Source organism: Pseudomonas sp. LBUM1640 (genome assembly GCF_059716225.1).
In genome coordinates this window covers 5,444,885-5,471,423 of sequence record NZ_CP166816.1, presented here as the reverse complement: position 1 = coordinate 5,471,423, position 26,539 = coordinate 5,444,885, and the positions used below count along the sequence as shown (strand labels likewise).

Below are 26,539 nucleotides of genomic sequence, written 5' to 3'. Positions count from 1 at the left end.
TTTTACAGTTCTTTGGGCTTTGAGATAGCCTCAAACTCATCCATCAGCAGATGAATTTCGGTACTTGGATTTCTATCGCCGCTCTTGAGTGCATCCTGCAAGCTCTTCGGCGCCAGCTTACGCGCGTTCTCGAATGGCTCGCCTACCAGCATTCTAAAGTAGCCCTTCAAGCCCGACTTGGCGTAGTCCGCCATTCCAGGCTTGGTGCGCAAATCTGCCCCGACACGATCACCTGCTGAATGCTTGCCTGAGCGTGAATAAGGTTTACGCGTGTAGCCGAAATGCAGCAGTAGCCAATATTCGAAGCAGGGGTATGACGCGATGATCGTTATTTTGTCGTGTGCCTTTGAAAGCCGGATGGCATCGTCAAATGATTCGTGTGTATCCCGATCAATGGCACAGAAAACTTTGTCGAATTTTCGCTGCCGCTCGATTGCATACTCAACGATTCCCTTGGGGTGGGTGACGCCGCAGTGCATGATTTCGATCTCTGCATGAGATCGAAAGTGCATGGCGGCGTCCTCAAGATAAACCTTGCTGGACTGTAGGTCTTCACAGATGACCAGTACTGTTGGTTGCTGCTGAAACCTGGGTTCTCTTCTACGAAATGAGTCAGCTGTACGAGCCATTGTTAGCTCCTGCTGAGTATCGGCAAACCGCGATAACGACCTTCGTAGTAACGTTTTTCGATATCCTCACTGTCTCTTCCTTGAAAGTCGTGTATGGAGAAAATTTGGGTTGCGCCGGTGGTATCGCGTTCAGTGACCCAAAATTGATCTCTTCTCAAAAGTTTTGTATTCATTAGGTGGGTGTCATGCGTGGTAAATATTAACTGAGAATTTACCTCGCTTTTTAAATGATCCTGAACTAAGCGCTCAACGATTTTAGGGTGCAAGCTACTATCCAATTCATCTACGATTACAACGCCGCCGTTTGTAGCCTCGCAAAGTGTAATCCAAGGTAGCCAAAAGCCCATCAGGTTTTGCGTGCCACCAGACTCGTCATCGAAGTCGAACTCAGCCTCACCCAGTGAGGTTGTGTGGGTGATTTTTGTTTTTGAATCGTTTTTTATAGCTTCTACATAATCGTTAAAGGCTGCGTCAGGGCCTATTTTGCTCTTTGACTTGTCACTCTGCTCAAACCTGACATTAGTAATAGGGATGTCTGCCCGTTGTAAGAATTCCTTAAGGTTATCTATTTTTTTTGGATCTCGCATGAGAACTGATCGTGACATTAATGACCAATCGTTCATGCTGTCTTGAGCGATGCATACTGTCGAATTTCGAAACCAGTTATAGGGTTTTTTTAACTGATTTAGTTTTTCGCTACTGTTTCGGACGGCCTGTGCCAAGAAAAGAGTCTTTGGTCCGGTCAGTTGTTTCCAAGCGTCATGGACAATGTCACCTCCCTCCAGTTGGTCGCCTATTTTATAGACTTCACCTAGTTCAGTATCGTACTTTCTTGAGTAAAGGAGCGTTTCTTTTCCTTTTGGATAGAAACTTAGTGATTCCTCGAGTACACGTTGTGAAGTCGCCGACAATATATATTGATATCGAACGCCGCTCTCGATGAAATGTGTTTCGAAACAGCTAGGTTGCGCACTTAATTCTGCGTCGAATCGAAACGATTGAACGCCAATTGAATCACGTTCTGCTGGTGGTTTGCCAAGCAGGTCAGATATCAAGTTTAGTGCTTTTATGAGATTTGACTTGCCAGAGGCGTTAGGCCCATAAATGGCGGCGACTTTCAGAAGCTTCGGTAGAGTGTCTCCTACGAGCTTGGGGTCAAAGACATTTCGTTTTTTACCTAGGCGAGGCGAGGCCACCATTGAAAGGGTTTGTCTGTCTCTAAAGGAACGATAATTGCTGACAGAAAATTCGATTAACATGCAGAAAACCCGCAGTTGAGGATGCTGATAGGCGACCAATATAGCTAATAATAAAGTTAGCTGCATTTTTTCTGCATTTCCTGATTTTTCTCCGGTTCGAATTTTCTCGTGCTCATCGAGTTCCTAGCCAGACGGGTTAGACTCTGCCGCCAATCAAGTCCATCAGTCACCCGGAGGCCCCATGCAGCACACCGACATCGACGGCGGCAGCTTGCAGCGCGATGATCTGGAAGACCTGATCAACCAGCACGGCGGGCCACTGCGCCTGATTGGCGTGGACTTGAGCGGGGCGGATCTATCGCGAATGGCGCTGGACCATTGGGTGTTCGAGCGTTGCATACTGGTCCAGACTTCCTTCCTGGGGTCGCGTCTGGAAGGCACTCAATGGACCCGTTGCCGCGCCGCTCACGCCATATTCGAAGCGGCGAACCTGCTGGAAGCGCAGTTCCACAGCTGCGACTTGAACAACACTCGCTGGCAGCGCAGCAAACTGTCCCAGGCCAGCTTTGCCCACTGCAAGCTGACCGGCGCCAACTTTACCCACTGCGCGTCCTTGGGGTTGAGCTTCAGCGAAACCCGGCTCAACAGCGCGTTTCTGTCCGGCCTGTCGTTTGCCCGCACGGTGCTCAATAACCTGGATTTCTCCGACAGCGACTTGTCGGATGCTGACTTTCGCAAGGCCGAACTGATCGATTGCAGCCTCGCTCATGCCCGCATCAACGGCGCCAACTTTGCCGGTGCCGACTTGCGCGGTGCGGATTTGAGCGGCTTTCGCCTCAATGATGCCAAACTGTTCAAAGGCGCCGTGATTTCCAAAGCCCAGGCGTCGATGCTGTTATCCGAATTGGGTTTGTCCGTTGCCTAAGGTTTTTGAGTGATGCTGGTAATTTCCAACAACGTGCAGCTGCCCGACGCCGAGATCGAGCTGACCGCCATTCGCGCCCAGGGCGCCGGTGGGCAGAACGTCAACAAGGTGTCGAGTGCGGTGCACTTGCGGTTTGATATTCCGGCGTCGTCGCTGCCGGACTTCTACAAAGAGCGGCTGCTGGCGTTGCGTGACAGCCGTATCACCAGTGAAGGCGTGCTGGTGCTCAAGGCCCAGCAATATCGAACTCAGGAACAGAACCGCGCCGATGCACTGGAGCGTTTGGTTGAGCTGATCCTCAGCGCCACCAAGGTCGAGAAGAAGCGCCGCCCGACCAAACCTACTTTGGGCTCAAAGAAGCGTCGCCTGGAATCCAAGACCAAGCGCGGCAGCATCAAGGCCGGGCGCGGCAAGGTCGACTTCTAGGCGTCACGCCCCTCGCGGGCCTTGGGCGCTTGCCGGTACAGGTACACGCTCAGCAGCAAGCCACCTGCAGCGGCGAGGGCGGCGAACAGGAAGATCGATGCAAAGCCGAAGCCTGCCGCCACCGCACCTGCCAGCGGGCCGGTGATGCCCAACGACAAGTCGATAAACAGCGAGTAAGCCCCCACTGCCGACCCGCGGCTGGAGGCCGGCACCAGGTTGACCGCCTCCACCCCCAGCGCCGGAAACACCAGCGAAAAGCCGAACCCGCTCAACGCCGCGCCAGCGAGTGCCAAGTGCGCATCCGGCGCCAGCCACAACAACAGCAGGCCGAGGATTTCCACCGACAAGCAGGCAATCGCCACGCGAAAGCCGCCGATACGGTTGATCAAATTGCCGAACAGCAGGCGCGCGCCGATAAAGCTGGCGCCGAACAGGCTCAGTGCCCACACCGCGTTGTCCCAGTGCTGGGTGGTGTAATACAGGGTGATAAACGTCGCGATGGTGCCAAAGCCGATCGAGCCCAACGCCAGCGCGCAGCCGTGGGGCAACACCCGGCCCAGCACATTCATGAACGGCAAGCGCACCCCGGCCACAATCGGCGCCGCTTCCTTGTTCCAGGCCAGCAGCACGCCTACCACTGCCAGCAGAATGATGCTGACGCCCATGCTCCACAGCCCCAAATGACTGACCAGCACCACCCCAAGCGGTGCGCCGACGGCGAGCGCGCCGTAACTGGCGATGCCGTTCCACGAAATAACTTTGGCTGTGTTGGCGGCGCCGACCCGGCCAATGCCCCAGCCGATGGCGCCCGAACCCACCAGGCTTTCCGCGCTGCCCAGTACCAGTCGCCCAATCAGCAGGCTAACCAGGCTGAAAGCTGGCAGGCTGGAAAACCACGCCGCAAGCAACATGAACACGCCACTCAGGCCGCAACCTGCCAAACCGATCAACACTGCGCGCTTGCTGCCCAGGTTGTCGATGATTTTGCCGGCATAGGGACGGCTCAGCAGCGTGGCCAGGTATTGCACGCTGATCACCAGGCCGGCGATGACCGCGCCGTAGCCGAGTTCACTGTGGACATAGCCCGGCAATACAGCCAGGGGAATGCCGATGTTCAGGTAACCGATAAAGGTGAACAGCACGATCGAAACGACTTGCAGCGTGACCGCCATGGGGCGCTGGGTATCTGGCATGGGAGAGGTCCACTGGCGCAGCAGGTAAAGATAGGCTGCTAATGATACCGGCGCTTACGCCTCGCGGGGCGGTAAAACAGCAAAAACTTCAGATTAACCAACGATCAGGATTTGGCAGGCGCCAGCATTTGTGTGGTCACCAAGGCGGCCAGGGCGTTTTCCTGGGTGCCGAAGCGCTTGAGCAGCAGGGCTTGTTTGTCGGCGCTGAGGCGGTTCCAGATTTCGATCATCTGCAAGGCTGCATCGAGTACAGCGGCGTCGGGGGTGTCGGGGAGGGTGTCTGTCATGGCGGGTATCTCGTGGGTTCAGGCAGTGTGGAAAGCGCTCAATGGTGCGCTTTCCACACGGTCTGGTACGGCGTCAGTCTTGGCGTTTGCTGTCGACTGGTTTTGCTTCTTTGGCTTCAGGCTGTTTGTTGCTGGCGTGCTGCGGTGTTGGCTGCTCAGTTGGGTGCAGGCTTGGGAAGGGGAGATTAGGTATCTCGTGCATCGTGGTCGCTCCTCGCAAGGTCTGTTTTATCAATCGCAGTGTGATTGGCGCTCTCAAAAAGCCTAGGCAGGATACAGCACTGAAAATGACAAAAAGAATTTTATGTCGACGGATGTACGAATTTTCATTTTTTAAGCAAGTGACAAGAGGTCACAGGTAAAACGCGCGCACTAGAAAGGCACTTTGCCCAAAATCATGTCGCGGTACATCACGAAATCCCCCAGCAAGCTATAGAAGGGGTGTTGAAACGTCGCCGGGCGGTTCTTTTCGAAGAAGAAGTGGCCGATCCAGGCAAAGCTGTAGCCGGCGATGGGCAGGGCCAGCAACAGGCCTAACGAACCTCTGCCGATGGCATAGGCCAAAATGCCGATCACCAGCGTCGTGCCGATAAAATGCAGGCGCCGGCAGGTGCTGTTGCCGTGTTCGCTCAAGTAGTAAGGGTAGAACTCGGCGAAGCTATTGAATTGTTTGATATTTTCCACGATGGCCGGCCCTTGGGTAGTGGTGCCGCCCAACAGATGTTCGGCGGGGAGCTTATTTGAGTCTAGAGTGATCAGTGGTAACAGCCAGTGACAATAGATGCCACTTTAGTATCCTTGGCTTCCTGGCTGCCGTTTAAGCCTGCTTTTTTCAAGAAGACGCCATGAGCGAACGAACAACTTCTGCAAGCTGGGCGATGGGTATAGTCAAGGCGTTGGAAATGGACGGCCTGGATTGCCGTGTCTTGTTCAAGCAGCTGGGCCTGGACTACGCCGCCCTCAGTGACCCCGACGCGCGTTTTCCACAGGACTCCATGACCAGGTTGTGGCAGCGGGCGGTGGAGTTGTCGGGCAACCCGGCGATTGGCTTGAACATGGGCAAAGTGGTGCGCCCGGCGTCGTTTCATGTGGCCGGTTATGCGCTGATGTCCAGCAACACCCTGGCCGAAGGCTTTATGCGCCTGGTGCGCTACCAGCGCATCATCGCCGAAAGCGCCGACCTGAGTTTTCGCCTGTTGCCCGAAGGCTATGCGTTGATTCTGACGGTGCACGGCGACCACCTGCCGCCCACGCGGCAAAGCGCCGAAGCGTCGCTGGCCAGCGCCTTGGCGCTGTGCGGCTGGTTGACCGGGCGCACCCTGCACCCGCGCAAAGTCTTACTGCAAGGTGGTCAACCGGTGGACTTGGCGCCTTACAAACACGCTTTTCATGCGCCCCTGGAATTCAATGCGCCGTATGACGCGCTGATTTTTCAGCAGGCTGACATGGATGCGCCGCTGCCCACGGCCAACGAGGCCATGGCGCTGTTGCATGATCGGTTTGCCGGTGAATACCTGGCGCGGTTTTCCGAGAGCCGCGTGACCCATAAGGCGCGGCAGGTGTTGTGCCGTCTGTTGCCCCAGGGCGAACCCAAGCGCGAAGTGGTCGCCCAGACCTTGCACCTGTCCCAGCGCACCTTGCAGCGGCGTTTGCAGGAGGAGGGCACCAGTTTCCAGACCTTGCTCGACGACACCCGCCGCGAACTCGCCGAGCAGTACCTGGCGCAGCCGAGCATGACCCTGCTGGAAATTGCCTACCTGTTGGGGTTCGCCGACCCGAGCAATTTCTTCCGTGCGTTTCGCCGTTGGTTCGATGCCACGCCCGGCGAATACCGGGCGCGGTTGTTGGCAACGTCGACGGTCAGTGCCGCCAAAACGCCGGGATGCACAGAACAAAGACTGTAATGATCTCCAGTCGCCCCAGCAGCATGCCGAGCGACAAGATCCATTTGGCCGCATCCGGCAAGCTGGCGAAGTTGCCGGCCGGGCCGATGGTTTCGCCCAGCCCTGGGCCCACGCCCGAGACGGTGCTGGCGGCGCCGGTCAATGCGGTCATCCAGTCCAGCCCGAGCAGCGACAGGGCCAGGGCGATGGCGCAGATGGTGATGGCGAAGAAAAACGAAAAGGTCAGAATCGAACGCACGATCTCTTCGTCGAGGCGGTGGCCGTTGTACTTCTGCTTGATCACCGCGCGCGGGTGAATCAGCTGGTTCAAGTTGGCCTTGAGCAAGATATAGGCGACCTGGAACCGGAAAATCTTGATCCCGCCTGCCGTGGAGCCCGAGCAGCCACCGACAAAGCCCAGGTAGAAGAACAGCATCAGTGAGAAATTGCCCCAGATGCTGTAGTCCCCGAGTGCAAAACCGGTGGTGGTCACCACTGATGTGACGTTCACCGCCACGTGACGCAGCGCGTCCAGCCAATGCAAATCGGTGGTCCACCAGTACCAAGTGCCCAGTACCAGCCAGGTCACCAGCAACAAACCCAGCAAGCCTTGCACCTGTTGATCCTTGATCAGCGCCCGCCGATTGCCGCGCAACGTGGCGACATACAAGGTGAACGGCAAGCTGCCGAGGATCATCACCACCACCGCTACCCAGTGCACAGCCGGTTGTTTCCAGTGGGCCAGGGACTCATCGGAGGTGGAAAACCCACCGGTGGAGATGGCCGACATCGCGTGGTTGATCGCATCGAACAAGCCCATCCCCGCCCACCAGAACGCCAGGCTGCCGAGGATGGTGATGCCCACATACGCCGCCACAATCAGCCGCGCCACCATGTGCGAGCGCGGCATGACCTTTTCTGAGCGGTCCGAGGATTCGGTCTGGAACAGGCGCATGCCACCAATGCGCAGCAGCGGCAGGATCGCCACCGCCATGCCGATAAAACCAATACCACCGAGCCAGTGCAGCAGCGAGCGCCACATCAGGATGCCCGGTGACATGCTGTCCAGCCCGCTCAATACGGTGGAGCCGGTGGCGGTGATGCCGGACATGCTTTCAAAGAAGGAGTCGGTGTAGCTGATGTGCTGGGTCAGCAAAAACGGCAGCGCGGCGAACACACAGACCACCAGCCAGCTACTGACGGTCAGCAGGTACATGTCGCGGGGGCGCAGGTGTACGTGTTCGGGCCGACCGGGGATGACCAGCGCCAGGCCGGCGAGAAAGGTGATCAGGCTGGCCCACAGGAACGAGGGCAGGTCGGCGGTGCGTTCGAAGATCACCAGGGTGGCCATCGGGACGACCATGGCGATCGCGAGGGTGATCAGGAAGATGCCGATGATGAAACCGATGATGCGTAGGGTCGGCAACGCCATGAAGTTCGCTCGGGTGCTGGAGGACAGGCGCCATTCTACCTGCGGTGCAGGGCATGTAAACCTGAAGCCTGAGGTCAATGAAGATCAACTGTGGGAGCTGGCTTGCCTGCGATAGGGGTGTGCCGTTCGACAACTCAGCCGCCTGACCCACCGCCATCGCCGGCAAGCCAGCTCCCACAAGGGTGATGGGGTGGTCTAGAACGCGCACAAAAAAGGCGACCCAAAGGTCGCCTTGTTCAACACGGCACCGATCAGAACTCGTGATCAGCGCTATCCGGGTTCAAGTCGCCGATGCCCAGCTTGCCTGCAGCCGCTTCGATGGAGCCGGTCTGCTTGACCAGCGCAGCGATGGCGTCACGCACGATCTGGTTGCCCGCATCGTTACCTGCTGCAATCAGCTGGTCGTAGTGCTCACCCTTGTTGGCGTGGTCAACCATGACCTGGATCTTCGCTTCGGTCGACGCCAGGTCAGCCTTCAGCGCGGTGTCGGCAGCCGGGTCAGCCTTGGCCACCAGCGACGACAAGCTCGCGCCCGTCATCTTGGTGCCATCGGTGCGGGTGTACTCGCCCAGGTAAACATTACGAATACCTTTGGCATCGTAGAAGTGCGAGTTGTGCGTGTTGTCGCTGAAGCAATCCTGCTCGTCTTCCGGCGAGTTGGCTTCCAGGGAAACCTTCATGCGCTCACCGGCCAGCTCGCCCAGGGACAGGCTGCCCATGCCGAACAGCATTTTGCGCAGGCCGTCGGTGGCAGGTTCTGCCTCCAGGGTGGCGCGGTAGTTGTCTTCGACGTTGGGCTTCCAGTTGCCGACCATTTCTTCCAGGTCGCTGACCAGCAGCTGAGTCACGGCGCGCAGGTAAGTGCGGCGGCGTTCGTTGTGGCCACCGGTGGCGCCATCGCCCGTCAGGTAGTCCGAGGCCGGGCGGTTGCCCGCGCCAGGGCCGGTGCCGTTGAGGTCTTGGCCCCACAGCAGGAATTCGATGGCGTGGTAGCCAGTGGCGACGTTGGCTTCAGAGCCGCCCAGCTCATTGAGGCTGGCGAGTTTTTCCGGGGTGATCTCTTTGACGTCGACCTTGTCTTCGCCCACCTGGATCTCGGTATTGGCGATGATGTTGGCGGTGGCGCCTGGGTTACCCAGGGCGTGCTCGTAGGATTTGTCGACGTAGTCGATCAGGCCCTCGTCCAGGGGCCAGGCGTTCACTTGGCCTTCCCAGTCGTCGATGATGGTGTTGCCGAAACGGAACACTTCGCTCTGCAGGTACGGTACGCGAGCGGCTACCCAGGCGGTACGGGCCGCTTTCAGGGTTTGGTCATTCGGGTTGGCGAGGAAGGTGTCGATTGCGGTTTGCAGGGTTTTTGCCGTGGATTCGGCATCGCTGTACACCGCGAACACCATGTCAGCGTAATGCGCGACCACAGCCTTGGCGGCCGCTTCGTCGACCTGGCCGGCAGGGGTGGCAGCCGCTGGAGCGGTAGTGCTGGCAGCCGGGGTCGGCGCCTGGTTTGCTGCGGCCTTGTCTTTACCTTCGCCGCAACCGGCGAGAGAAATGGCAATGGCCAGCAGACTGGCGGTGGCCAGGGGCATACGAATCATGGCGAACATCCTGCTTCGGTTGTTGATAGGGCGCGCGGGGGGGCGCAAAAGCTGCGACATAATGCGAAAGATTTGCATTTTGTGTAAAGGGTTATACGCAGGAAATATTTAGTATCGGTTGGTTATTTCAGAGAATCGCCGCGTTATTGCGCTCGGACTGTTTCAAGTACGCCGCCAGCTCCCGGGCCGGCAGCGGTTTACTGTAGTGGTAGCCCTGGCCCTCGTGGCAGCCCTCGGAAATGATGTAGGCCTCCTGCTCGGCGGTTTCCACGCCTTCGGCGATCACCTGCATGCCCAGGCTTTTGCCCAATTGGATGATGGCGCGCACGATGGTTGCATCGTCGTCGTCATCGAGCAGGTCCTGGACGAAGCTTTTGTCGATCTTGATCTTGTCCAGCGGCAGGCTTTTCAGGTAGCTGAGGGACGAATAGCCGGTGCCAAAATCATCAATGGCGATCAACGCGCCGGAACGACGCAGGCTCAGCAAATGCTGGGCGGCGGTGCTGATGTCTTCCATCAGGCCGGTCTCGGTCACTTCCAATTCAAGGCTGCGTGGCGGCAGGCGATAAATCTGCATCAGGTTGTTGACCACCCGTGGCAGCTCGGTGTGGTGCAGCTGCACGGTGGACAGGTTGACCGCCATGCGCAGGGTGGTGAAGCCCAGGTCATGCCACTCGCGTAATTGGCGGCAAGCCTGGTCCAGTACCCATTCGCCAATCGGAATAATCGTGCCGTTCTGTTCCGCCAAGGGGATGAACAAGTCGGGCGGCACCAGGCCGTGCTCCGGGTGCTGCCAGCGGATCAGCGCTTCCACACCGACCACGCGGTGGTCGCGGTAGCTGATCTGCGGTTGGTACACCAGGTGGAACTGGTCACGGCTGAGGGCATCGCGCAGGTCTTTTTCCAGTTCGCGGCGCCGACGCATTTCGCTGTCGACGCTGGCGATATAGAACTGATAACGGTTGCGCGAGCGGCTTTTGGCCAGCGTCATGGTCTGTTCGGCTTTTTGCAGCAACTTCTCGGTGCTGTCGCCGTCTTCAGGGAACAGGGTGATGCCGATGGTGGCGCGCAGGCGAATCTGCTCGTGCTCAAGGGCGAATTCGGCTTCCAGGTCATCCAGGATGCTTTGCGCCAGTTCGGCAGCTTCGTAGGGTTGGTCGATGTCGGCCTGCACCAGTGCGAACTGATCGCCGCCCAGTCGGGCCAAAGCGCCGAGGCGGCCGCTGTGGGCGCGCAAACGGTCGGCCAGGGCCAGCAGCAGTTTGTCGCCGGCCTGATAAGTGAACTGTTCGTTGACGCTTTTGAAGTCATCCAAGCCTACGCACAACACCGCGACTCGGCGCTGTCGGCGGCCGGCGTCGGTGAGGATCTTGTCCAGTTGTTCCTGCAGTTTCTGGCGATTGGGCAGGCCGGTGAGAAAGTCGTACTGGGCCATGCGCAGCAGGCTGGACTCGGCCTCGTGGCGCAGGTGGGTGTTGCGCTCAATGGATTCGAGCAACTGGTTGGCGGTGTTGATCCACAGCCCCAGCTCGTTGCGTTCGTGGCCTTTGAGCTGGGGGATCTTGTGTTCGCTGGGCCGGTCCGGGTTGATCGAGGTCAGGTGCTCGATGATCCGTGACAACGGTTTGGTCAGCAGCCAGTGATAGACCAGGTACAACACCAGGCCCATGGCCAGGGCGCGCAGCACGCCGGAAATAAAGATGATCACCGAGCTGACCAGAAAACCTTTGCCGTAGGTGGCCGTGTCGAGGGTGATGCTCAGGTCGCCGTAATACTCGCTATACGGGCCTTTACCGACCAGCGCAGTGGTAAATGTGCGTTCCTGGCCAAGAATCAGGTCGGTCAACCAGCGGGTAGGCGATTGCTGCAAGGCGCGGCTTTTTTCCGCGAGCATGGTTTCGTTGGGGTGGCCGATGGAGGCCATGCGCACGGCGTCGTCCTGAAACAGGCCTTCGATCACCTGCATACCCATCTCGCGGTCCAGGCTGTAGACGGCCTGGGTCGAGGGGTCGCGAAACATGTCGAGGATGCGCTGGGCATCACCGGCCACAGCCTGGCGTGTCTTGTAGGCATCGAAAACAATCTGCGCCGCGCTCAGCGCCACGCCCACGATCAATGCCGACAGCAGCACAACCCGTAGCAACTTCACCGACAAGCTGTTTTTGAGTTCCAGCTTCAAAGGGGCATTCCTTGTTCCATGCGGGTGGCCTCAATATGCCATGAGTATTGGCAATCTGGGGATGGCAGTCAAAGGAACATTAGGGCATCGGCGGGTGTGGGAGCGAACTTGAGGCGGATGATGGATCAGGGGCGAGGGCGAGGCGGATATGTATCCGCCTGCCTGAGACCGCGCCGTGGGCGCACAGGCTGCGCCTGTGGCCGGCGCTATCAATTTTTAAGCAGCGCTGGAATTGACGTTGGCGTTGATATTGATGTTGCTTGCCGAACCACCACCGGAACCGGAGAAGTCCACACGCTTGTTGTTGTGCATGTCCTCATGAGCGATCTTGTGTTGATCACCGCCACCCTCTTTGCCCGATTGCGATTTGGCCATTTGAGTGGCCATTTTGGCCATCTCGGTGCCCATTTTTAACACTTCGCCAACAAGACCCATAGCTGGGCCGGCGAGACCGGCTATTGCTCCAATGCTCATGTAATTTCTCCGACAGGTAAGAGAGGTGAATTCCTCACACTCACTACGTGGCAAGATTCGCGCACTGAGTTCCAACGACCTGAGCACAATTCACTGCGCATAAAAAAGCCCGGCACTATGCCGGGCTCTCTTTACTGCAAGCAGTGCTTAGGCTGTGAAGGTTTTGCCTTCGAACTGCTCAGCCACGAACTTCCAGTTGACCAGGTTCCAGAACGCTTCCACATACTTTGGACGCACGTTGCGGTAGTCGATGTAATAAGCGTGTTCCCAGACGTCGCAGGTCAGCAGCGGAGTGTCGCCGCTGGTCAGCGGGTTGCCGGCGCCGATGGTGCTGGCCAGGGCCAGGGAACCGTCAGCCTTTTTCACCAACCAGCCCCAGCCGGAACCGAAGGTGCCGACGGACGTTTTGGTGAACTCTTCCTTGAACTTGTCGAACGAACCGAAGGCTGCGTTGATGGCTTCAGCCAGCGCGCCGGTAGGTTGGCCGCCGGCGTTTGGCGCCAGGCAGTTCCAGTAAAAGGTGTGGTTCCAGACCTGAGCGGCGTTGTTGAAGATGCCGCCCGAAGAAGATTTGACGATTTCTTCCAGGGTCTTGCCTTCGAACTCGGTGCCTGGCACCAGGTTGTTCAGGTTCACGACATAGGTGTTGTGGTGCTTGTCGTGGTGGTATTCCAAGGTTTCCTTGGAAATGTGCGGCTGCAGGGCATCGTGTGCGTAGGGCAGCGGCGGCAATTCGAAAGCCATGATGATTCTCCTAATCAGGTCAGTTGCGGTGAGCGCAAGGCCGATCACGGGCGGCCAAACAAGCGCCGGGGAGTTTGTACTCTTTGCGGCGCAGGGGCAGGATCATAGCACCGGGGTTGCGGCATAACCACGCAACAACTGTGTGGGATAGAGGTTCCAGAGCGTTTTGGAATATTCATCAAGCACTGATCAATTGGTAGGCCACGCTGAACATCATCGCCGCTACCAGAAAGTCCAACAGCCGCCAGGTCGCCGGGCGCGCCAACCAGGGTGCCAGCCACGCAGCGCCCAATGCCAGGGTGGCGAACCACAGGAACGACGCGCTGGCTGCGCCGGCCACATAGGCGCCGGGCTCAGTTTGTTGAGCGCCCAATGAACCAATCAGCAGCACGGTATCCAGATACACATGCGGGTTGAGCAGCGTCACCGCCAAGGCACTGAGCAGCACGGCGCGCAAGGAGCGCACCTTAAAGTTTGCGCCTTGCTCCAGGCTCTGCCTGGAAAACGCCCGGCGCAGCGCCAAGGTGCCGTACCACAACAGGAACGCCGCGCCGCCCCAACGGGCAATCGCCAGCAGCAGCGGGTTTTGTGCCAGCACCGTGGCCAGGCCGAATACGCCAGCCGCCACCAGAATCGCATCACACACGATGCACAGCGCCGCCACCGGCAGGTGGTGTTCACGGCGCAGGCTTTGCGCCAGCACAAACGCATTCTGAGTGCCGATCGCCATGATCAGGCCGAGGGCCACCAACAGCCCATTCACGTAGCTTTGCCACATAACCGTTACTCCGCGTTTGCTGCCAGTTGGCGCAATACATCCATGGCCCGTTCGGCATCGTTGCGGCCGACAAACAAGTGGTCGTGATAAAAGCCGGCGATCACGTTGCAACTGATGCCAGCCTTGCCCAAGGCGCTGGCGAAGGCGGCAGTCAGGCCGACCGCTTCCAAGGCCGAATGCACATTCAAGGTGATCCACGCGGCGACGTAGTCGAAGGCCAGCCCGGCCTGTTCGGCTTGCTGGCGCTCCAGGATCAAGGTCAGGCCTTCCTGCTCGCGAAAGCTGCCGATGACCTCGCAACCTTTAGGGATACAGTTGTCGGGCAAGGTGCAGAACACGTAGTCGCCGTTATTAAGCGCGGGGCTCATGCTGCGCAGTAGGGTCGCCAGGGCGGTTTCGCCAGCCATGTGAGAGTTCCTTAATAGAGAGAAGCAATGCTGGTCATTCTCACGGGCTAAGCTGTATAAGAAAAACCAATATTGCTGATCGCTCATTAGAGAAACTGATGTTCGACTATAAATTGCTTTCCGCCCTGGCGGCCGTGGTGGAACAAGCCGGCTTCGAACGCGGCGCCCAGGTGCTGGGCTTGTCCCAGTCGGCGATCTCCCAGCGCATCAAGTTGCTCGAAGCGCGTGTTGGCCAGCCGGTGCTGGTGCGCGCGACGCCGCCCACACCCACCGAAATAGGCCGGCGCTTGCTCAACCATGTGCAACAGGTTCGGCTGCTTGAGCGCGACCTGCAAAGCCAGGTGCCGGCGCTGGACGAGGAGGGCATGCCCGAACGCCTGCGCATCGCGCTGAATGCCGACAGCCTCGCCACGTGGTGGGCCGAGGCCGTCAGCGACTTTTGCGCCGAGCAGCATTTGCTGCTGGACCTGGTGGTGGAAGACCAGACCGTCGGCCTCAAGCGCATGCGCGCCGGTGAAGTGGCGGCCTGTATCTGTGCCAGCGAGCGCCCGGTGGCGGGTGCTCGCAGCCTGTTGCTCGGCGCCATGCGCTACCGGGCGCTGGCCAGCCCGGCGTTTATTGCCCGGCATTTCCCTGACGGCGTGCGTGCCGATCAACTGGCGCGCACACCGGCACTGGTGTTTGGCCCGGATGATTTCCTGCAACACCGTTACCTGGCTTCCCTTGGCGTGGACGGCGGTTTCGAACACCATTTATGCCCATCCTCCGAAGGCTTTATCCGTTTGACGGAGGCCGGCCTGGGCTGGGGCCTGGTGCCTGAATTACAGGTGCGCGACCAACTGCAAACCGGCGTATTGGTCGAGTTGTTGCCAGATAAGCCCATCGACGTGCCGCTGTACTGGCATCATTGGCGCAGTGGCGGGCAGCTATTAGGCTTGTTGACCGACCATCTGGCCCACGCGTGTGGCCAGTGGTTGGTGCCGTTGGAATGATGGCGGGCGTCAACGCAACAGCGATGAAAAACGAAAGAACACGGGGTAATACATGAAAATTCTGGTCACCGGCGCAAGCGGCTTCATCGGCGGGCGCTTTGCGCGTTTCGCCCTGGAGCAGGGCCTGGACGTGCGGGTCAACGGGCGGCGCGCCGAAGGTGTGGAGCATCTGGTACGGCGCGGCGCCGAGTTTATCCAGGGTGATTTGAATGACGCCGACCTGGTGCGCAACCTGTGCCGCGATGTCGAGGCTGTGGTGCATTGCGCCGGCGCTGTCGGGCTGTGGGGCAAGTATCAGGACTTCCATCAAGGCAATGTGCTGGTGACCGAAAACGTCGTCGAAGCCTGTCTCAAACAGCGCGTCGGGCGGCTGGTGCACCTGTCGTCGCCGTCGATTTACTTCGATGGGCACGACCACCTCGGGCTGACTGAAGAGCAAGTCCCCAAGCGCTTCAAGCATCCCTACGCCGCCACCAAGTACCTGGCGGAACAGAAGGTGTTCGGTGCCCAGGAGTTCGGCCTTGAAGTAGTGGCCCTGCGCCCGCGTTTTGTCACCGGTGCTGGTGACATGAGCATCTTCCCGCGCCTGTTGAAAATGCAGCGCAAGAACCGCCTGGCCATCGTCGGTGACGGCCTGAACAAGGTCGATTTCACCAGTGTGCATAACCTTAATGAGGCGTTGCTGAGCAGTTTGCTGGCGACCGGCTCGGCACTGGGCAAAGCCTACAACATCAGCAACGGCACGCCAGTGCCGGTGTGGGATGTGGTGAACTACGTGATGCGCCAGATGGACATGCCTCAAGTCACGCGTTATCGCTCTTACGGTTTGTCCTACAGCGTGGCGGCGTTGAACGAGGCATTCTGCGCGATGTGGCCGGGGCGCCCCGAGCCGGCGTTGTCACGATTGGGTATGCAGGTGATGAACAAAGATTTCACCCTCGACATCAGCCGGGCGAGGCATTATCTGGACTACGAGCCCAAAGTCAGCCTGTGGACCGCCCTCGATGAGTTCTGCAGTTGGTGGCGAGCCCAGGATCCGGGGCGTCAGTAAGCTCACAACCAGCAACACTTCGGGAACCGAATTCGCGGTTCCGGGTCGATCAGTGCGGCGCAAGCGCGGTTTATACTGCCGTCGCTCGGCTTTTTCAGGTAGCCATCTCACCGATTCAGGGTTGATTCATGCGTAACGATGCTAAAGACGACTTCGACAACGTTCCCAGCCTGCGGGCCGACATCGGGGACGATGATGATTTCGAACCAAGCCCGGCCACGTCCGTGCGTTCGCGCAATACGCCTGTGGTCAAGGTCAAGAGTGCCAGCACCGGCCCGCTGTGGGCGTTGGTCGGTGCGCTGCTGATCGCCTTTGCGGGCCTTGCCTGGTGGAGCTTCCAGCAGATCTCCCTGATGGGCCAGCAACTGGTCGCCACCCAGGAAAGCTTTGCGCGCATCAGTGAGGAAGCGGCGGGGCGCCTGCAGGATATTTCCGGCAAAGTAGTGGCCAGCGAAGCCAACGTGAACAACGGCAGCGAAGCGCTGAAATTGCAGATCAAGCAGTTGGAAGCCCAGTTGCAGGAGCAAGGCAAGCAGCAGATCGGCGTCGCTGGCCAGGCCACCGAGCTCGACCAGCGCCTGGCACAAATGACCGCCAGCACCACTGACCTGTCGACCGCCAACAGCAAGTTGCAAGGCCAGGTCCAGGCCCTGACCGAGGCGGTGGCGACGCTCAAGGCGGCGCAAGGTGACGTCAAGGACCTCTCCGCCGACGTGGCCGCCCTGAAGAAACAGGGCAACCCGAGCGCAGCGATTGCCCGCATAGAGCAGGACCTGGTGGTGCTCAAAAGCGCACAGGACAGCCAGCCGGCCAACAGCGATGCGCCGACCAATAAAGAGTTCGACGTGTTCCGCATCCAGACCACGCGCAATATCACCACCTTGCAGAGCCAGGTGCAGAACCTGCAACAACAACTCAACGCGCCCGCGAAGATTCGGCCGCTGGGCCAGTGATAGCAGGTGTAAACCGGCTTTCAACGGTGTGAGCGGGCTTGTGTGGGAGCGGGCTTGCTCGCGAATGCGGTGGTTCAGTTAAAGCACTTTTGGCTGACACTGCGCATTCGCGAGCAAGCCCGCTCCCACAATTAAATCGCGCCCACCTGTTAAATATAGATCGCTTGCCCAATTGTCACCGGCTGGTGACATTTCCCATCCCCTTCGTTACTTGCCCCTACCGCGCCCTTGTTTAGACTCCCGCCATCCCATAAAAAATAATAAGGGCTACCTATGACCACGCAACCACTGCCTGCCAGCAGTTGGCTGAACGCACCTGCCCATCACACCTGGCTTGCCAGCGAAGGCCAGCGCCTGCTGGCATTCGCCAAGGCCTCGCGCCTGCCTGACGGCTTCGGCAACCTCGACGATCACGGCCAACTGCCGGCCGATGCCCACGCTGAAACCATGAACACCGCCCGCATGACCCACAGTTTCGCCATGGCCCACGCCATGGGGCTGCCCGGTTACGCCGACCTGGTGGCGCACGGCGTTGCAGCGCTCAGCGGCCCGTTGCGCGATAGCGAGCACGGCGGCTGGTTCGCAGCGCCGCATGCGCTTGACGGCAACCGTGGCAAGGCCGCGTACCTGCACGCATTCGTCGCCTTGGCCGCCAGCTCTGCGGTGGTCGCCGGCGCGCCCGGTGCGCAGAATCTGTTGACCGACGCCGTGCACATCATCGACCAGTTCTTCTGGAGCGAGGAGGAGGGCGTCATGCTCGAATCCTTCGCCCAGGACTGGAGCGGTGTTGAGGCTTATCGCGGTGCCAACAGCAACATGCACGCCACCGAAGCGTTCCTGGCCCTGGCCGATGTCACGGGTGATACGCGCTGGCTGGACCGCGCGTTGCGCATCGTCGAGCGCGTTATCCATACCCACGCCGCCGGCAACCAGTTCATGGTCATTGAGCATTTCGACGCCCACTGGAAACCGCTGCTCAGCTACAACGAAGACAACCCCGCCGACGGCTTTCGCCCGTATGGCATCACCCCCGGCCACGGTTTTGAGTGGGCGCGGCTGGTGCTGCACCTGGAAGCTGCGCGCCTGCAAGCCGGGCTGGCCACGCCGGACTGGCTGGTGAGCGATGCTCAAGGCCTGTTCGCCAGTGCCTGCGAATACGCCTGGGCCGTGGACGGCGCGCCCGGCATTGTCTACACGCTGGACTGGAATCACCGCCCGGTGGTGCGCGAGCGTCTGCACTGGACCCATGCCGAAGCCAGCGCCGCGGCCCAGGCATTGCTCAAGCGCACCGGTGAGCTGCATTACGAAACCTGGTATCGGCGGTTCTGGGAGTTTTGCGAAACGCATTTTATCGACCGCATCAAGGGCAGCTGGCACCACGAACTCAGCCCGCACAACCAACCCAGCAGCAAGATCTGGGGCGGTAAACCGGACCTTTATCACGCCTGGCAAGCGGTGGTGCTGCCTGCGCTACCCTTGTCACCCAGCATGACCAGTGCGTTGGGGCAGGGCTGCTATGTCACCAAGTGGTGACATTTGTACGTCCCTTTGTTACCTGCGCCTGGAAAATCCCTGTTTAAACTCCGTGCAGCGCAAGCTCTAGACTTGCATGCATAACAACAAGAAAAGGTACTCAGATGAACGCGATTAATCGCCTCGCCGTTGCTATTTCCATTGCCTCGTTGTTTCCCCTCAGTGCATTTGCCGCCGACTCGAAAGGGACGGTTGAAGTTGTGCATTGGTGGACCTCTGGCGGTGAAAAAGCAGCTGTAGATGTCCTGAAGGCCCAAGTTGAAAAAGACGGCTTCACCTGGAAAGACGGTGCCGTCGCAGGTGGTGGTGGCGCCACGGCCATGACCGTGCTGAAAAGCCGCGCAGTCGCCGGCAACCCACCGGGCGTTGCCCAGATCAAAGGCCCCGACATTCAGGAATGGGCATCGACTGGCTTGCTCGACACTGACGTCCTGAAACAAGTGTCCAAGGACGAGAAGTGGGATTCCTTGCTCGACAAGAAAGTCTCCGACACCGTGAAGTACGACGGTGACTACGTCGCCGTACCGGTCAACATCCACCGCGTGAACTGGCTGTGGATCAACCCGGAAGTCTTCAAGAAAGCCGGTATCACCAAAAACCCAACGACCCTCGAAGAATTCTACGCGGCCGGCGACAAGCTGAAAGCGGCGGGCTTCATTGCGCTCGCCCACGGTGGCCAGCCTTGGCAGGACAGCACCGTATTTGAAGCGGTGGTGTTGTCGGTCATGGGCGCTGATGGCTACAAGAAAGCCCTGGTCGACCTGGATAACGCCGCGCTGACCGGCCCAGAAATGGTCAAGTCCCTGACTGAGCTGAAGAAAGTCGCGACCTACATGGACGTCGACGGCAAAGGCCAGGACTGGAACCTCGAAGCAGGCAAAGTCATCAACGGCAAGGCCGGCATGCAGATCATGGGTGACTGGGCCAAGTCCGAATGGACCGCCGCCAAGAAGGTCGCCGGTAAAGACTACGAGTGCGTAGCCTTCCCAGGCACCGACAAAGCCTTCACCTACAACATCGACTCCCTGGCGGTGTTCAAGCAGAAAGACAAAGGCACTGCTGCGGGTCAGCAGGACATCGCCAAAGTCGTGCTGGGTGAGAACTTCCAGAAAGTCTTCAGCATCAACAAAGGCTCGATCCCGGTTCGGGTCGACATGCTGAACAAAATGGACTCCTACGGCTTCGACTCCTGCGCCCAGACCGCTGCCAAGGACTTCCTGGCTGACGCCAAGACTGGCGGCCTGCAGCCAAGCATGGCGCACAACATGGCCACCACCCTGGCTGTGCAAGGTGCGTTCTTTGATGTCGTGACCAACTTCATCAACGACCCGAAAGCTGACCCGGCCGACACCGCCAAGAAACTCGGCGCTGCGATCAAGTCTGCCAAGTAACGGTTAGCACTGCTGGTCCTTGTGAGGGGAAACCCCCTGACCCCTCACAAGGCATGCTCCTGTAGTCCTTTTTCCCTGTACTGGATTTTCCCATGAGTTCTGTTGCTGTGTTCAGCAAGGCCTCGCCGTTCGATGCACTGCAGCGCTGGCTCCCTAAACTGGTGCTGGCGCCCAGCATGTTCATCGTTCTGGTGGGCTTTTATGGCTACATCCTGTGGACGTTCGTTCTGTCGTTCACCACTTCCACGTTCCTGCCAAGCTACAAATGGGCGGGTCTTGCGCAATACGCGCGGTTGTTCGACAACGACCGCTGGTGGGTAGCGAGCAAGAACCTGGCTGTTTTTGGCGGGATGTTTATCGGCATCACCCTAGTGATCGGCGTGACCCTGGCGATCTTCCTCGACCAGAAAATCCGCCGCGAAGGCTTTATCCGCACCATTTACCTGTACCCGATGGCGCTCTCGATGATCGTCACCGGTACGGCCTGGAAATGGCTGCTCAACCCGGGCATGGGCCTGGACAAACTTCTGCGCGACTGGGGCTGGGAAGGCTTCCGTCTGGACTGGCTGATCGACCCGGACCGCGTCGTGTACTGCCTGGTGATTGCCGCCGTGTGGCAAGCTTCCGGCTTCATCATGGCGATGTTCCTCGCCGGCCTGCGTGGCGTTGATCAGTCGATCATCCGTGCTGCCCAGATCGACGGCGCCAGCCTGCCGCGCATCTACTGGAGCGTGGTGCTGCCAAGCCTGCGCCCGGTGTTCTTCAGTGCGGTGATGATCCTCGCGCACATCGCGATCAAGAGCTTTGACCTGGTGGCGGCGATGACTGCCGGCGGCCCGGGCTACTCGTCCGACCTGCCCGCAATGTTCATGTACTCGTTCACCTTCAGTCGTGGCCAGATGGGCATGGGTTCGGCCAGTGCAATCCTGATGCTCGGCGCGATCCTCGCGATCATCGTGCCTTACCTGTATTCCGAGCTGAGGACCAAGCGTAATGACTAGTCTCGCCTCCAAACCCTCCATCAGCCTGAGCCGCATCGCGATCTACGCGGTGCTGATCCTCGCTGTGCTGCTGTACCTGGTGCCGCTGGTGGTGATGCTGCTGACCAGCTTCAAAACCCCGGAAGACATCAGCACCGGTAACCTGCTGAGCTGGCCGACCGTGGTCACCGGCATCGGCTGGGTCAAGGCCTGGGCCACCGTTGACGGTTACTTCTGGAACTCGATCAAGATCACTGTTCCCGCCGTACTGATCTCCACCGCCATCGGCGCGTTGAACGGCTACGTGCTGTCGTTCTGGCGCTTCAAGGGCTCGCAGCTGTTCTTCGGCCTGCTGTTGTTCGGCTGCTTCCTGCCGTTCCAGACCGTGCTGCTGCCCGCCTCGTTTACCCTCGGCAAGATGGGCCTGGCCAGCACCACCACGGGCCTGGTGTTTGTGCACGTGGTCTACGGGTTGGCGTTCACTACACTGTTCTTCCGTAACTATTACGTGAGCATTCCTGATGCGCTGATCAAGGCGGCCCGGCTGGACGGTGCAGGTTTCTTTACCATCTTCCGTCAGATCATTCTGCCGATGTCGACGCCGATCATCATGGTCTGCCTGATCTGGCAGTTCACCCAGATCTGGAACGACTTCCTGTTCGGTGTGGTGTTCTCCAGCGGTGACTCGCAGCCCATTACGGTGGCGCTGAACAACCTGGTCAACACCAGCACCGGGGCCAAGGAATATAACGTGGATATGGCGGCGGCGATGATCGCCGGGCTGCCGACCCTGCTGGTCTATGTGATCGCAGGCAAGTATTTCGTGCGCGGCCTCACGGCCGGCGCGGTCAAGGGGTAATCATGGCTACGCTTGAACTTCGCAATGTAAACAAGACCTATGGCGCCGGCCTGCCCGACACCTTGAAGAACATCGAACTGTCGATCAAAGAAGGTGAATTCCTGATTTTGGTCGGCCCTTCGGGTTGCGGTAAATCCACGCTGATGAACTGCATCGCCGGGCTTGAGACCATCACGGGTGGCGCGATCATGATCGGCGACCAGGACGTGAGCGGCATGAGCCCCAAGGACCGTGACATCGCCATGGTGTTCCAGTCCTATGCGCTCTACCCGACCATGAGCGTGCGCGAGAACATCGAGTTCGGCCTCAAAATCCGCAAGATGGCTCAGGCCGATATCGACGCCGAAGTGGCGCGCGTGGCCAAGCTGCTGCAGATCGAACACCTGCTTAATCGCAAGCCGGGCCAGCTCTCCGGTGGCCAGCAACAGCGTGTGGCCATGGGCCGCGCCTTGGCGCGCCGGCCGAAGATCTACCTGTTCGACGAACCGCTGTCCAACCTCGACGCCAAGCTGCGCGTCGAGATGCGCACTGAAATGAAACTGATGCACCAACGTCTGAAAACCACCACCGTCTACGTTACCCACGATCAGATTGAAGCGATGACCCTGGGCGACAAAGTGGCGGTGATGAAGGACGGCATCATCCAACAATTCGGCACGCCGAAAGAAATCTACAACGACCCGGCCAACCTGTTTGTGGCAAGCTTTATCGGTTCACCACCGATGAACTTCATTCCTTTGCGCCTGCAACGCAAGGAAGGTCGTCTGGTGGCGCTGCTCGACAGCGGCCAGGCTCGTTGCGAGTTGCCGCTGAGCATGAATGACGCAGGCCTTGAAGACCGTGACGTGATCCTGGGTCTGCGTCCGGAGCAAATCCTGCTGGCGACAGGCGAGGGCAATGGTTCTTCGAGCATTCGTGCCGAGGTCCAGGTGACTGAGCCGACCGGCCCGGACACGCTGGTGTTTGTGCAACTCAACGAAACCAAAGTCTGCTGCCGTTTGGCACCCGACGTGGCACCGCAGGTGGGCGAGACCCTGACCCTGCAGTTTGATCCTACCAAGGTGCTTTTGTTCGACGCCAACACCGGCGAGCGCCTGGGCACTGCCGCTTCATTGCCAGCACAGGACCGTGCCGACAATGTCGCCCAATTCAAGGGACGTTGAGCGTTGCGCCTGAATGGATAACTTGTTGTTTTGGTTAAAAAAAGTAACCCGCGTTAGATAAAAACAGTTTAATAACAATAAAGACGAGGATGTAGGGATGAAAAAGCAACACAACAACACTCGGCTGATCTGCCAACTGTCAGCAGCAGCAGCCCTCGTATTGTCCGCCAATGCGATGGCGGCCGATGCATTCAGCTCCGATTCCAAGTGGATGACCGGCGATTGGGGTGGCGAGCGTACCAAGCTGATCGAGCAAGGTATCGACATCAAGGCTGACTACGTTGGGGAAGTCGGTGGCAACCTCAGCGGTGGCTACAACAACGACAAAACTGCCCGTTACGCTGACCAGTTCGGTCTGGGCGTAGCACTGGATCTGCAAAAGCTGTGGGGCTGGGATAACACCCAGGCCAAGATCCAACTGACCAACCGTAACGGCGCGAACATCTCCAATGACCGTATTGGTGACCCGCGTGCCGGCACCTTGAGTTCGTCTCAAGAAGTTGATGGCCGTGGCCACATGGTGCGTCTGACCCAGTTCTGGATTCAGCACCAGATGTTCGACAACAAGCTGGACGTGAAGCTCGGTTACTTCGGTGAAGGCGAAGACTTCAACACCTTCCCATGCGACTTCCAGAACCTGTCGTTCTGCGGCTCGCAAGTGGGTAACTATGTAAACACCTGGTACAACTGGCCAGTCAGCCAGGCCGCGATCCGCGTGAAGTACAACATCACGCCTGAGCTGTATGCGCAAATCGGTGCGTACAACCAGAACCCGTCGCAGCTCGAGCATGGCAACGGCTTCAAACTCAGCGGCAGCGGCACCAAGGGCACCGTATTGCCGGTGGAATTGGTCTGGTCGCCGAAGGTCAATGGCCTGCCGGGCGAATACCGTGTGGGTTACTACAAGAGCACCGCCGACGCTACCGACGTACGTGAAGACGTTAACGGCGGCGATGCTGGCAGCACTGGCGCGGCCTTCCGCGTGCGCAGCAGCAAAAGCGGCTACTGGGGTGTTCTGCAACAACAACTCACCACGCACAATGGCGACGCTTCGCGCGGTCTGAACATCGCGGCCAACGTGACCTTCCACGACAAAGACACCAACCTGGTCGACAACTACCAGTCGCTGATGCTTGTGTATAAAGGCCCATTCGACGCGCGTACCAAAGATGACGTCGGTATCGGTGTGTCGCGCATCCACGCTAACAGTGACGTGAAGAAAACGGCTGAGTTGCTCAATGCGGCCGGCGGCTTCACCGATTACGACCAATCGGGCTACGCGCCGCTGCGTAACACCGAGTACAACGTCGAACTCAACTACGGCATCCACGTCACCAACTGGCTGACCGTGCGTCCTAACCTGCAATACATCGCCAACCCAGGTGGTGTGAAACAAGTCGACAACGCGGTAGTAGCGGGCCTGAAAATTCAGTCTACGTTCTAACGCTGTTGCGATAAGCTCCTTCTCTCTGTGCGCATTTTGCGGGTAGCCATGGCTATCCGCTTTTTTTTGGGCAGCCGTGCACAACTCATGTGGGATCCGACAAGCCAGCGCCCACAGGGTCACCCAAGGTTTGGGCAACAATGAATTTCAGGACCGTGGCACATGCATGAGCATCCGCTGCAACGCTTTTTCAAATCCCTGCGCGAGCAACCGGTGTTCGCCTGGGAGCGCTTTCAGATGCGCGACGTGTTAGTGATCGACCATCCGCTGTGTCAGGCGGTGTTCAGTCGCCAGGGCGCGCAATTGCTGCACTTTCAGCCCCGTGGCCAGAAACCCTGGCTGTGGTGCGCGGCCAAGTGGCCACAAGTCGGCGCCATCCGTGGCGGCGTGCCGGTGTGTTGGCCTTGGTATGGGCGCCACCCAAGCGAAAACGCGTGGCCGTCCCATGGCTGGGCGCGACTGATCGATTGGAAACTGCGCAGCAGCAGCGCCGACGACGATGGCGTACGCCTGCACTGGCAATTGCAGCTGTGCGACTGGCAGGTCGACCTGCATGCACACCTGGGCAAAACCCTGGAACTGCGTCTGTGCACCGAGCACCAGGACGAGTTGCCTTGCCAGTTGAGCCATGCTTTGCACGCCTATTGGCGTATCGGTAACGTCGGTGAGATAGCGCTGTCTGGCCTCGACGGTGCGCAAGGTTATGACCAACTCAATCGCCAGGTTTGCCAGCAGGAAGGCGAGCTAAGGGTGGAGGGCGGCTGCCAGCGCGTGTTCCAGCATGACGGCGAATTGCAGCTCAAGGACCACGCCTGGCAACGCGAGCTGTGCATCGACACCGGCGACAGTGCCGACACCGTGGTGTGGCACCCGGGCAGCCGGCCACTGTTGGGCGTGAGCTTTAACGAGGCGGCGGGGTTTGTGTGCGTGGAGTCGGCGATGGCCGGGGCCAGCCTGGCGCCGGGGGAAAGGGCGCATTTGAGTTTGCAGGCGAGGGCTGGGGCATGATCGTTCCCACGCTCCGCGTGGGAATGCCGCCTTGGACGCTCTGCGTCCGCTCTGAAGTCGTGACGCGGAGCGTCACAGGATGCATTCCCACGCAGAGCGTGGGAACGATCTGGAGATTCGAGCTTAGTTAAACTCATCCCCAACCGGATACCGGCTGTCATTCAAGCTCTCTTTGATCTTGCGCAAATGCGGCTGGAAATCCACCCCACGACGCAACGTCATGCCGGTGGCCAGCACGTCCAACACCGTCAGTTGGATGATCCGCGACGTCATCGGCATATAGATGTCGGTGTCTTCCGGCAGCGGAATGTTCAAGCTCACCGTACTGGCTTTGGCCAATGGCGAGTTCTCGGCGGTCACGCCCAGCACTGACGCACCGTTTTCCCGCGCGATGCGTGCCACTTCCACCAACTCCCGGGTACGCCCGGTGTAGGAAATAATCACGAACAGCTCGCCCGTGTGCGCCACCGACGCGATCATGCGCTGCATCAGCACGTCGGCATGGGCGGTGACGGCCAGGTTGAAGCGGAAAAACTTGTGCAGCGCATCCATGGCTACCGGCGCCGAAGCGCCCAGGCCGAAAAAGTGGATCTGCCGCGCCTGAATCAACAGGTCCACGGCCTTGCTGATCAGGGCCGGGTCCAGGGCCTGGCAGGCGCTGTCCAGCGAGGCAATGGCGCTGCCAAAGATCTTCTGCGTGTACGCCTCAGGGTTATCATCGGCTTCCACGGCACGGCTGACATACGCCGCGCCACTGGCCAAACTTTGCGCCAGCTGCAATTTAAGTTCAGGGTAACCACTGACGCCGAATGAACGGCAGAAGCGGTTGACCGTCGGCTCACTGACCGAGGCGGCTTGGGCGAGGGCTGCGATAGAGAAGCGGGTCGCCTGCTGCGGGTTGAGCAGGATGACCTCGGCGACTTTTTTCTCAGCCTTGTTCAATTCTTCGAGGCGGTTCCGGATTTGTTCCAGAAGATTTCGCACGCGGTCCATTCAGTCTTTCCTTCGGGCGAC

Annotated in this window: 26 protein-coding genes; 13 read left to right on the top strand and 13 right to left on the bottom strand. The window is 59.1% G+C overall.

Features of this window, described 5'->3' with window-relative positions; all coding sequences use genetic code 11:
* Positions 1-2: 2 nt before the first annotated feature.
* A complete protein-coding gene (locus ACA065_RS24210) occupies positions 3-629 on the bottom strand; it encodes an RloB family protein (protein WP_497691846.1) in 627 nt (208 codons plus the stop codon).
* A 2-nt stretch (positions 630-631) separates the two neighbouring features.
* Positions 632-1,954 carry an AAA family ATPase gene (locus ACA065_RS24205; RefSeq protein ID WP_497691845.1) on the bottom strand — a complete coding sequence of 441 codons (1,323 nt, stop codon included), beginning with the start codon at positions 1,952-1,954 and terminating at the stop codon, positions 632-634.
* A gap of 115 nt (positions 1,955-2,069) precedes the next feature.
* On the opposite strand from ACA065_RS24205, the gene ACA065_RS24200 reads away from it, so the two are divergent.
* Positions 2,070-2,753, top strand: a complete 684-nt coding sequence (locus ACA065_RS24200; protein WP_497691844.1) for a pentapeptide repeat-containing protein — start codon at positions 2,070-2,072, stop codon at positions 2,751-2,753.
* Positions 2,754-2,765: 12 nt separating this feature from the next.
* On the top strand, positions 2,766-3,179 hold the full coding sequence (gene arfB, locus ACA065_RS24195; protein ID WP_024077108.1) for an alternative ribosome rescue aminoacyl-tRNA hydrolase ArfB: 414 nt from the start codon (positions 2,766-2,768) through the stop codon (positions 3,177-3,179).
* Here arfB and ACA065_RS24190 read toward each other — a convergent pair.
* The 3 genes from ACA065_RS24190 to ACA065_RS24180 all read right to left on the bottom strand — a co-directional run bounded on the left by ACA065_RS24190 (position 3,176) and on the right by ACA065_RS24180 (position 5,343).
* Entirely contained in the window at positions 3,176-4,372 is a 1,197-nt protein-coding gene (locus ACA065_RS24190) for an MFS transporter (protein WP_497691843.1), read from the bottom strand. The genes arfB and ACA065_RS24190 overlap by 4 nt on opposite strands.
* A 104-nt stretch (positions 4,373-4,476) precedes the next feature.
* The gene (locus ACA065_RS24185) at positions 4,477-4,659 is read right to left on the bottom strand and encodes a hypothetical protein (protein ID WP_497691842.1); all 183 of its coding nucleotides are present in this window, start codon (positions 4,657-4,659) and stop codon (positions 4,477-4,479) included.
* Positions 4,660-5,031: 372 nt separating this feature from the next.
* Positions 5,032-5,343, bottom strand: a complete 312-nt coding sequence (locus tag ACA065_RS24180) for an Mpo1-like protein (protein WP_497691841.1) — start codon at positions 5,341-5,343, stop codon at positions 5,032-5,034.
* A 161-nt stretch (positions 5,344-5,504) separates the two neighbouring features.
* Between ACA065_RS24180 and ACA065_RS24175 the strand changes: the two genes are divergently transcribed.
* The gene (locus tag ACA065_RS24175) at positions 5,505-6,563 is read left to right on the top strand and encodes an AraC family transcriptional regulator (protein WP_497691840.1); all 1,059 of its coding nucleotides are present in this window, start codon (positions 5,505-5,507) and stop codon (positions 6,561-6,563) included.
* Here ACA065_RS24175 and ACA065_RS24170 read toward each other — a convergent pair.
* The 7 genes from ACA065_RS24170 to ACA065_RS24140 all read right to left on the bottom strand — a co-directional run bounded on the left by ACA065_RS24170 (position 6,520) and on the right by ACA065_RS24140 (position 14,151).
* Positions 6,520-7,974: a TrkH family potassium uptake protein gene (locus tag ACA065_RS24170; protein WP_497691839.1), complete on the bottom strand. Its 1,455-nt coding sequence runs from the start codon at positions 7,972-7,974 to the stop codon at positions 6,520-6,522. The two genes, ACA065_RS24175 and ACA065_RS24170, sit on opposite strands and share 44 nt — an antisense overlap.
* Positions 7,975-8,225: 251 nt before the next feature.
* A complete protein-coding gene (locus tag ACA065_RS24165; protein WP_497691838.1) occupies positions 8,226-9,569 on the bottom strand; it encodes an imelysin family protein in 1,344 nt (447 codons plus the stop codon).
* Positions 9,570-9,696: 127 nt separating this feature from the next.
* Entirely contained in the window at positions 9,697-11,748 is a 2,052-nt protein-coding gene (locus tag ACA065_RS24160; RefSeq protein ID WP_497691837.1) for a putative bifunctional diguanylate cyclase/phosphodiesterase, read from the bottom strand.
* A gap of 216 nt (positions 11,749-11,964) precedes the next feature.
* Positions 11,965-12,222 carry a hypothetical protein gene (locus ACA065_RS24155; RefSeq protein ID WP_497691836.1) on the bottom strand — a complete coding sequence of 86 codons (258 nt, stop codon included), beginning with the start codon at positions 12,220-12,222 and terminating at the stop codon, positions 11,965-11,967.
* A 147-nt stretch (positions 12,223-12,369) separates the two neighbouring features.
* Positions 12,370-12,966 (bottom strand): superoxide dismutase, encoded by a 597-nt coding sequence (locus tag ACA065_RS24150; RefSeq protein WP_003212997.1) that lies wholly within the window; start codon positions 12,964-12,966, stop codon positions 12,370-12,372.
* A gap of 178 nt (positions 12,967-13,144) precedes the next feature.
* Positions 13,145-13,744 carry a LysE/ArgO family amino acid transporter gene (locus ACA065_RS24145; protein WP_497691835.1) on the bottom strand — a complete coding sequence of 200 codons (600 nt, stop codon included), beginning with the start codon at positions 13,742-13,744 and terminating at the stop codon, positions 13,145-13,147.
* A 5-nt stretch (positions 13,745-13,749) separates the two neighbouring features.
* Positions 13,750-14,151 (bottom strand): ACT domain-containing protein, encoded by a 402-nt coding sequence (locus tag ACA065_RS24140; RefSeq protein ID WP_497691834.1) that lies wholly within the window; start codon positions 14,149-14,151, stop codon positions 13,750-13,752.
* A gap of 98 nt (positions 14,152-14,249) precedes the next feature.
* Here ACA065_RS24140 and ACA065_RS24135 point away from each other — a divergent pair, with 98 nt between their 5' ends.
* The 10 genes from ACA065_RS24135 (at position 14,250) to ACA065_RS24090 (ending at position 25,525) form a co-directional block, all read left to right on the top strand.
* Positions 14,250-15,143: a LysR family transcriptional regulator ArgP gene (locus tag ACA065_RS24135; RefSeq protein WP_497691833.1), complete on the top strand. Its 894-nt coding sequence runs from the start codon at positions 14,250-14,252 to the stop codon at positions 15,141-15,143.
* Positions 15,144-15,195: 52 nt separating this feature from the next.
* Positions 15,196-16,194, top strand: a complete 999-nt coding sequence (locus tag ACA065_RS24130; RefSeq protein WP_497691832.1) for an NAD-dependent epimerase/dehydratase family protein — start codon at positions 15,196-15,198, stop codon at positions 16,192-16,194.
* A 128-nt stretch (positions 16,195-16,322) separates the two neighbouring features.
* A complete protein-coding gene (locus tag ACA065_RS24125; RefSeq protein ID WP_497691831.1) occupies positions 16,323-17,147 on the top strand; it encodes an ATPase in 825 nt (274 codons plus the stop codon).
* A gap of 273 nt (positions 17,148-17,420) precedes the next feature.
* Entirely contained in the window at positions 17,421-18,680 is a 1,260-nt protein-coding gene (locus ACA065_RS24120; protein WP_497691830.1) for a D-mannose isomerase, read from the top strand.
* 104 nt (positions 18,681-18,784) lie between these two features.
* Positions 18,785-20,071, top strand: coding sequence for an ABC transporter substrate-binding protein (locus tag ACA065_RS24115; protein WP_497691829.1), 1,287 nt, complete (start codon positions 18,785-18,787; stop codon positions 20,069-20,071).
* 92 nt (positions 20,072-20,163) lie between these two features.
* A complete protein-coding gene (locus ACA065_RS24110) occupies positions 20,164-21,072 on the top strand; it encodes a carbohydrate ABC transporter permease (protein ID WP_053257700.1) in 909 nt (302 codons plus the stop codon).
* Positions 21,065-21,910, top strand: a complete 846-nt coding sequence (locus ACA065_RS24105; RefSeq protein ID WP_178925093.1) for a carbohydrate ABC transporter permease — start codon at positions 21,065-21,067, stop codon at positions 21,908-21,910. Before ACA065_RS24110 ends, ACA065_RS24105 begins: the two co-directional genes overlap by 8 nt.
* A gap of 2 nt (positions 21,911-21,912) precedes the next feature.
* A complete protein-coding gene (locus ACA065_RS24100) occupies positions 21,913-23,073 on the top strand; it encodes an ABC transporter ATP-binding protein (RefSeq protein ID WP_497691828.1) in 1,161 nt (386 codons plus the stop codon).
* A gap of 97 nt (positions 23,074-23,170) precedes the next feature.
* The gene (locus ACA065_RS24095; protein WP_497691827.1) at positions 23,171-24,517 is read left to right on the top strand and encodes a carbohydrate porin; all 1,347 of its coding nucleotides are present in this window, start codon (positions 23,171-23,173) and stop codon (positions 24,515-24,517) included.
* A 162-nt stretch (positions 24,518-24,679) separates the two neighbouring features.
* Positions 24,680-25,525: a D-hexose-6-phosphate mutarotase gene (locus ACA065_RS24090; RefSeq protein WP_497691826.1), complete on the top strand. Its 846-nt coding sequence runs from the start codon at positions 24,680-24,682 to the stop codon at positions 25,523-25,525.
* Between the two features lie 123 nt (positions 25,526-25,648).
* On the opposite strand, the gene ACA065_RS24085 is transcribed toward ACA065_RS24090, so the two are convergent.
* The gene (locus ACA065_RS24085; protein WP_170039859.1) at positions 25,649-26,509 is read right to left on the bottom strand and encodes a MurR/RpiR family transcriptional regulator; all 861 of its coding nucleotides are present in this window, start codon (positions 26,507-26,509) and stop codon (positions 25,649-25,651) included.
* Positions 26,510-26,539 lie beyond the last annotated feature (30 nt).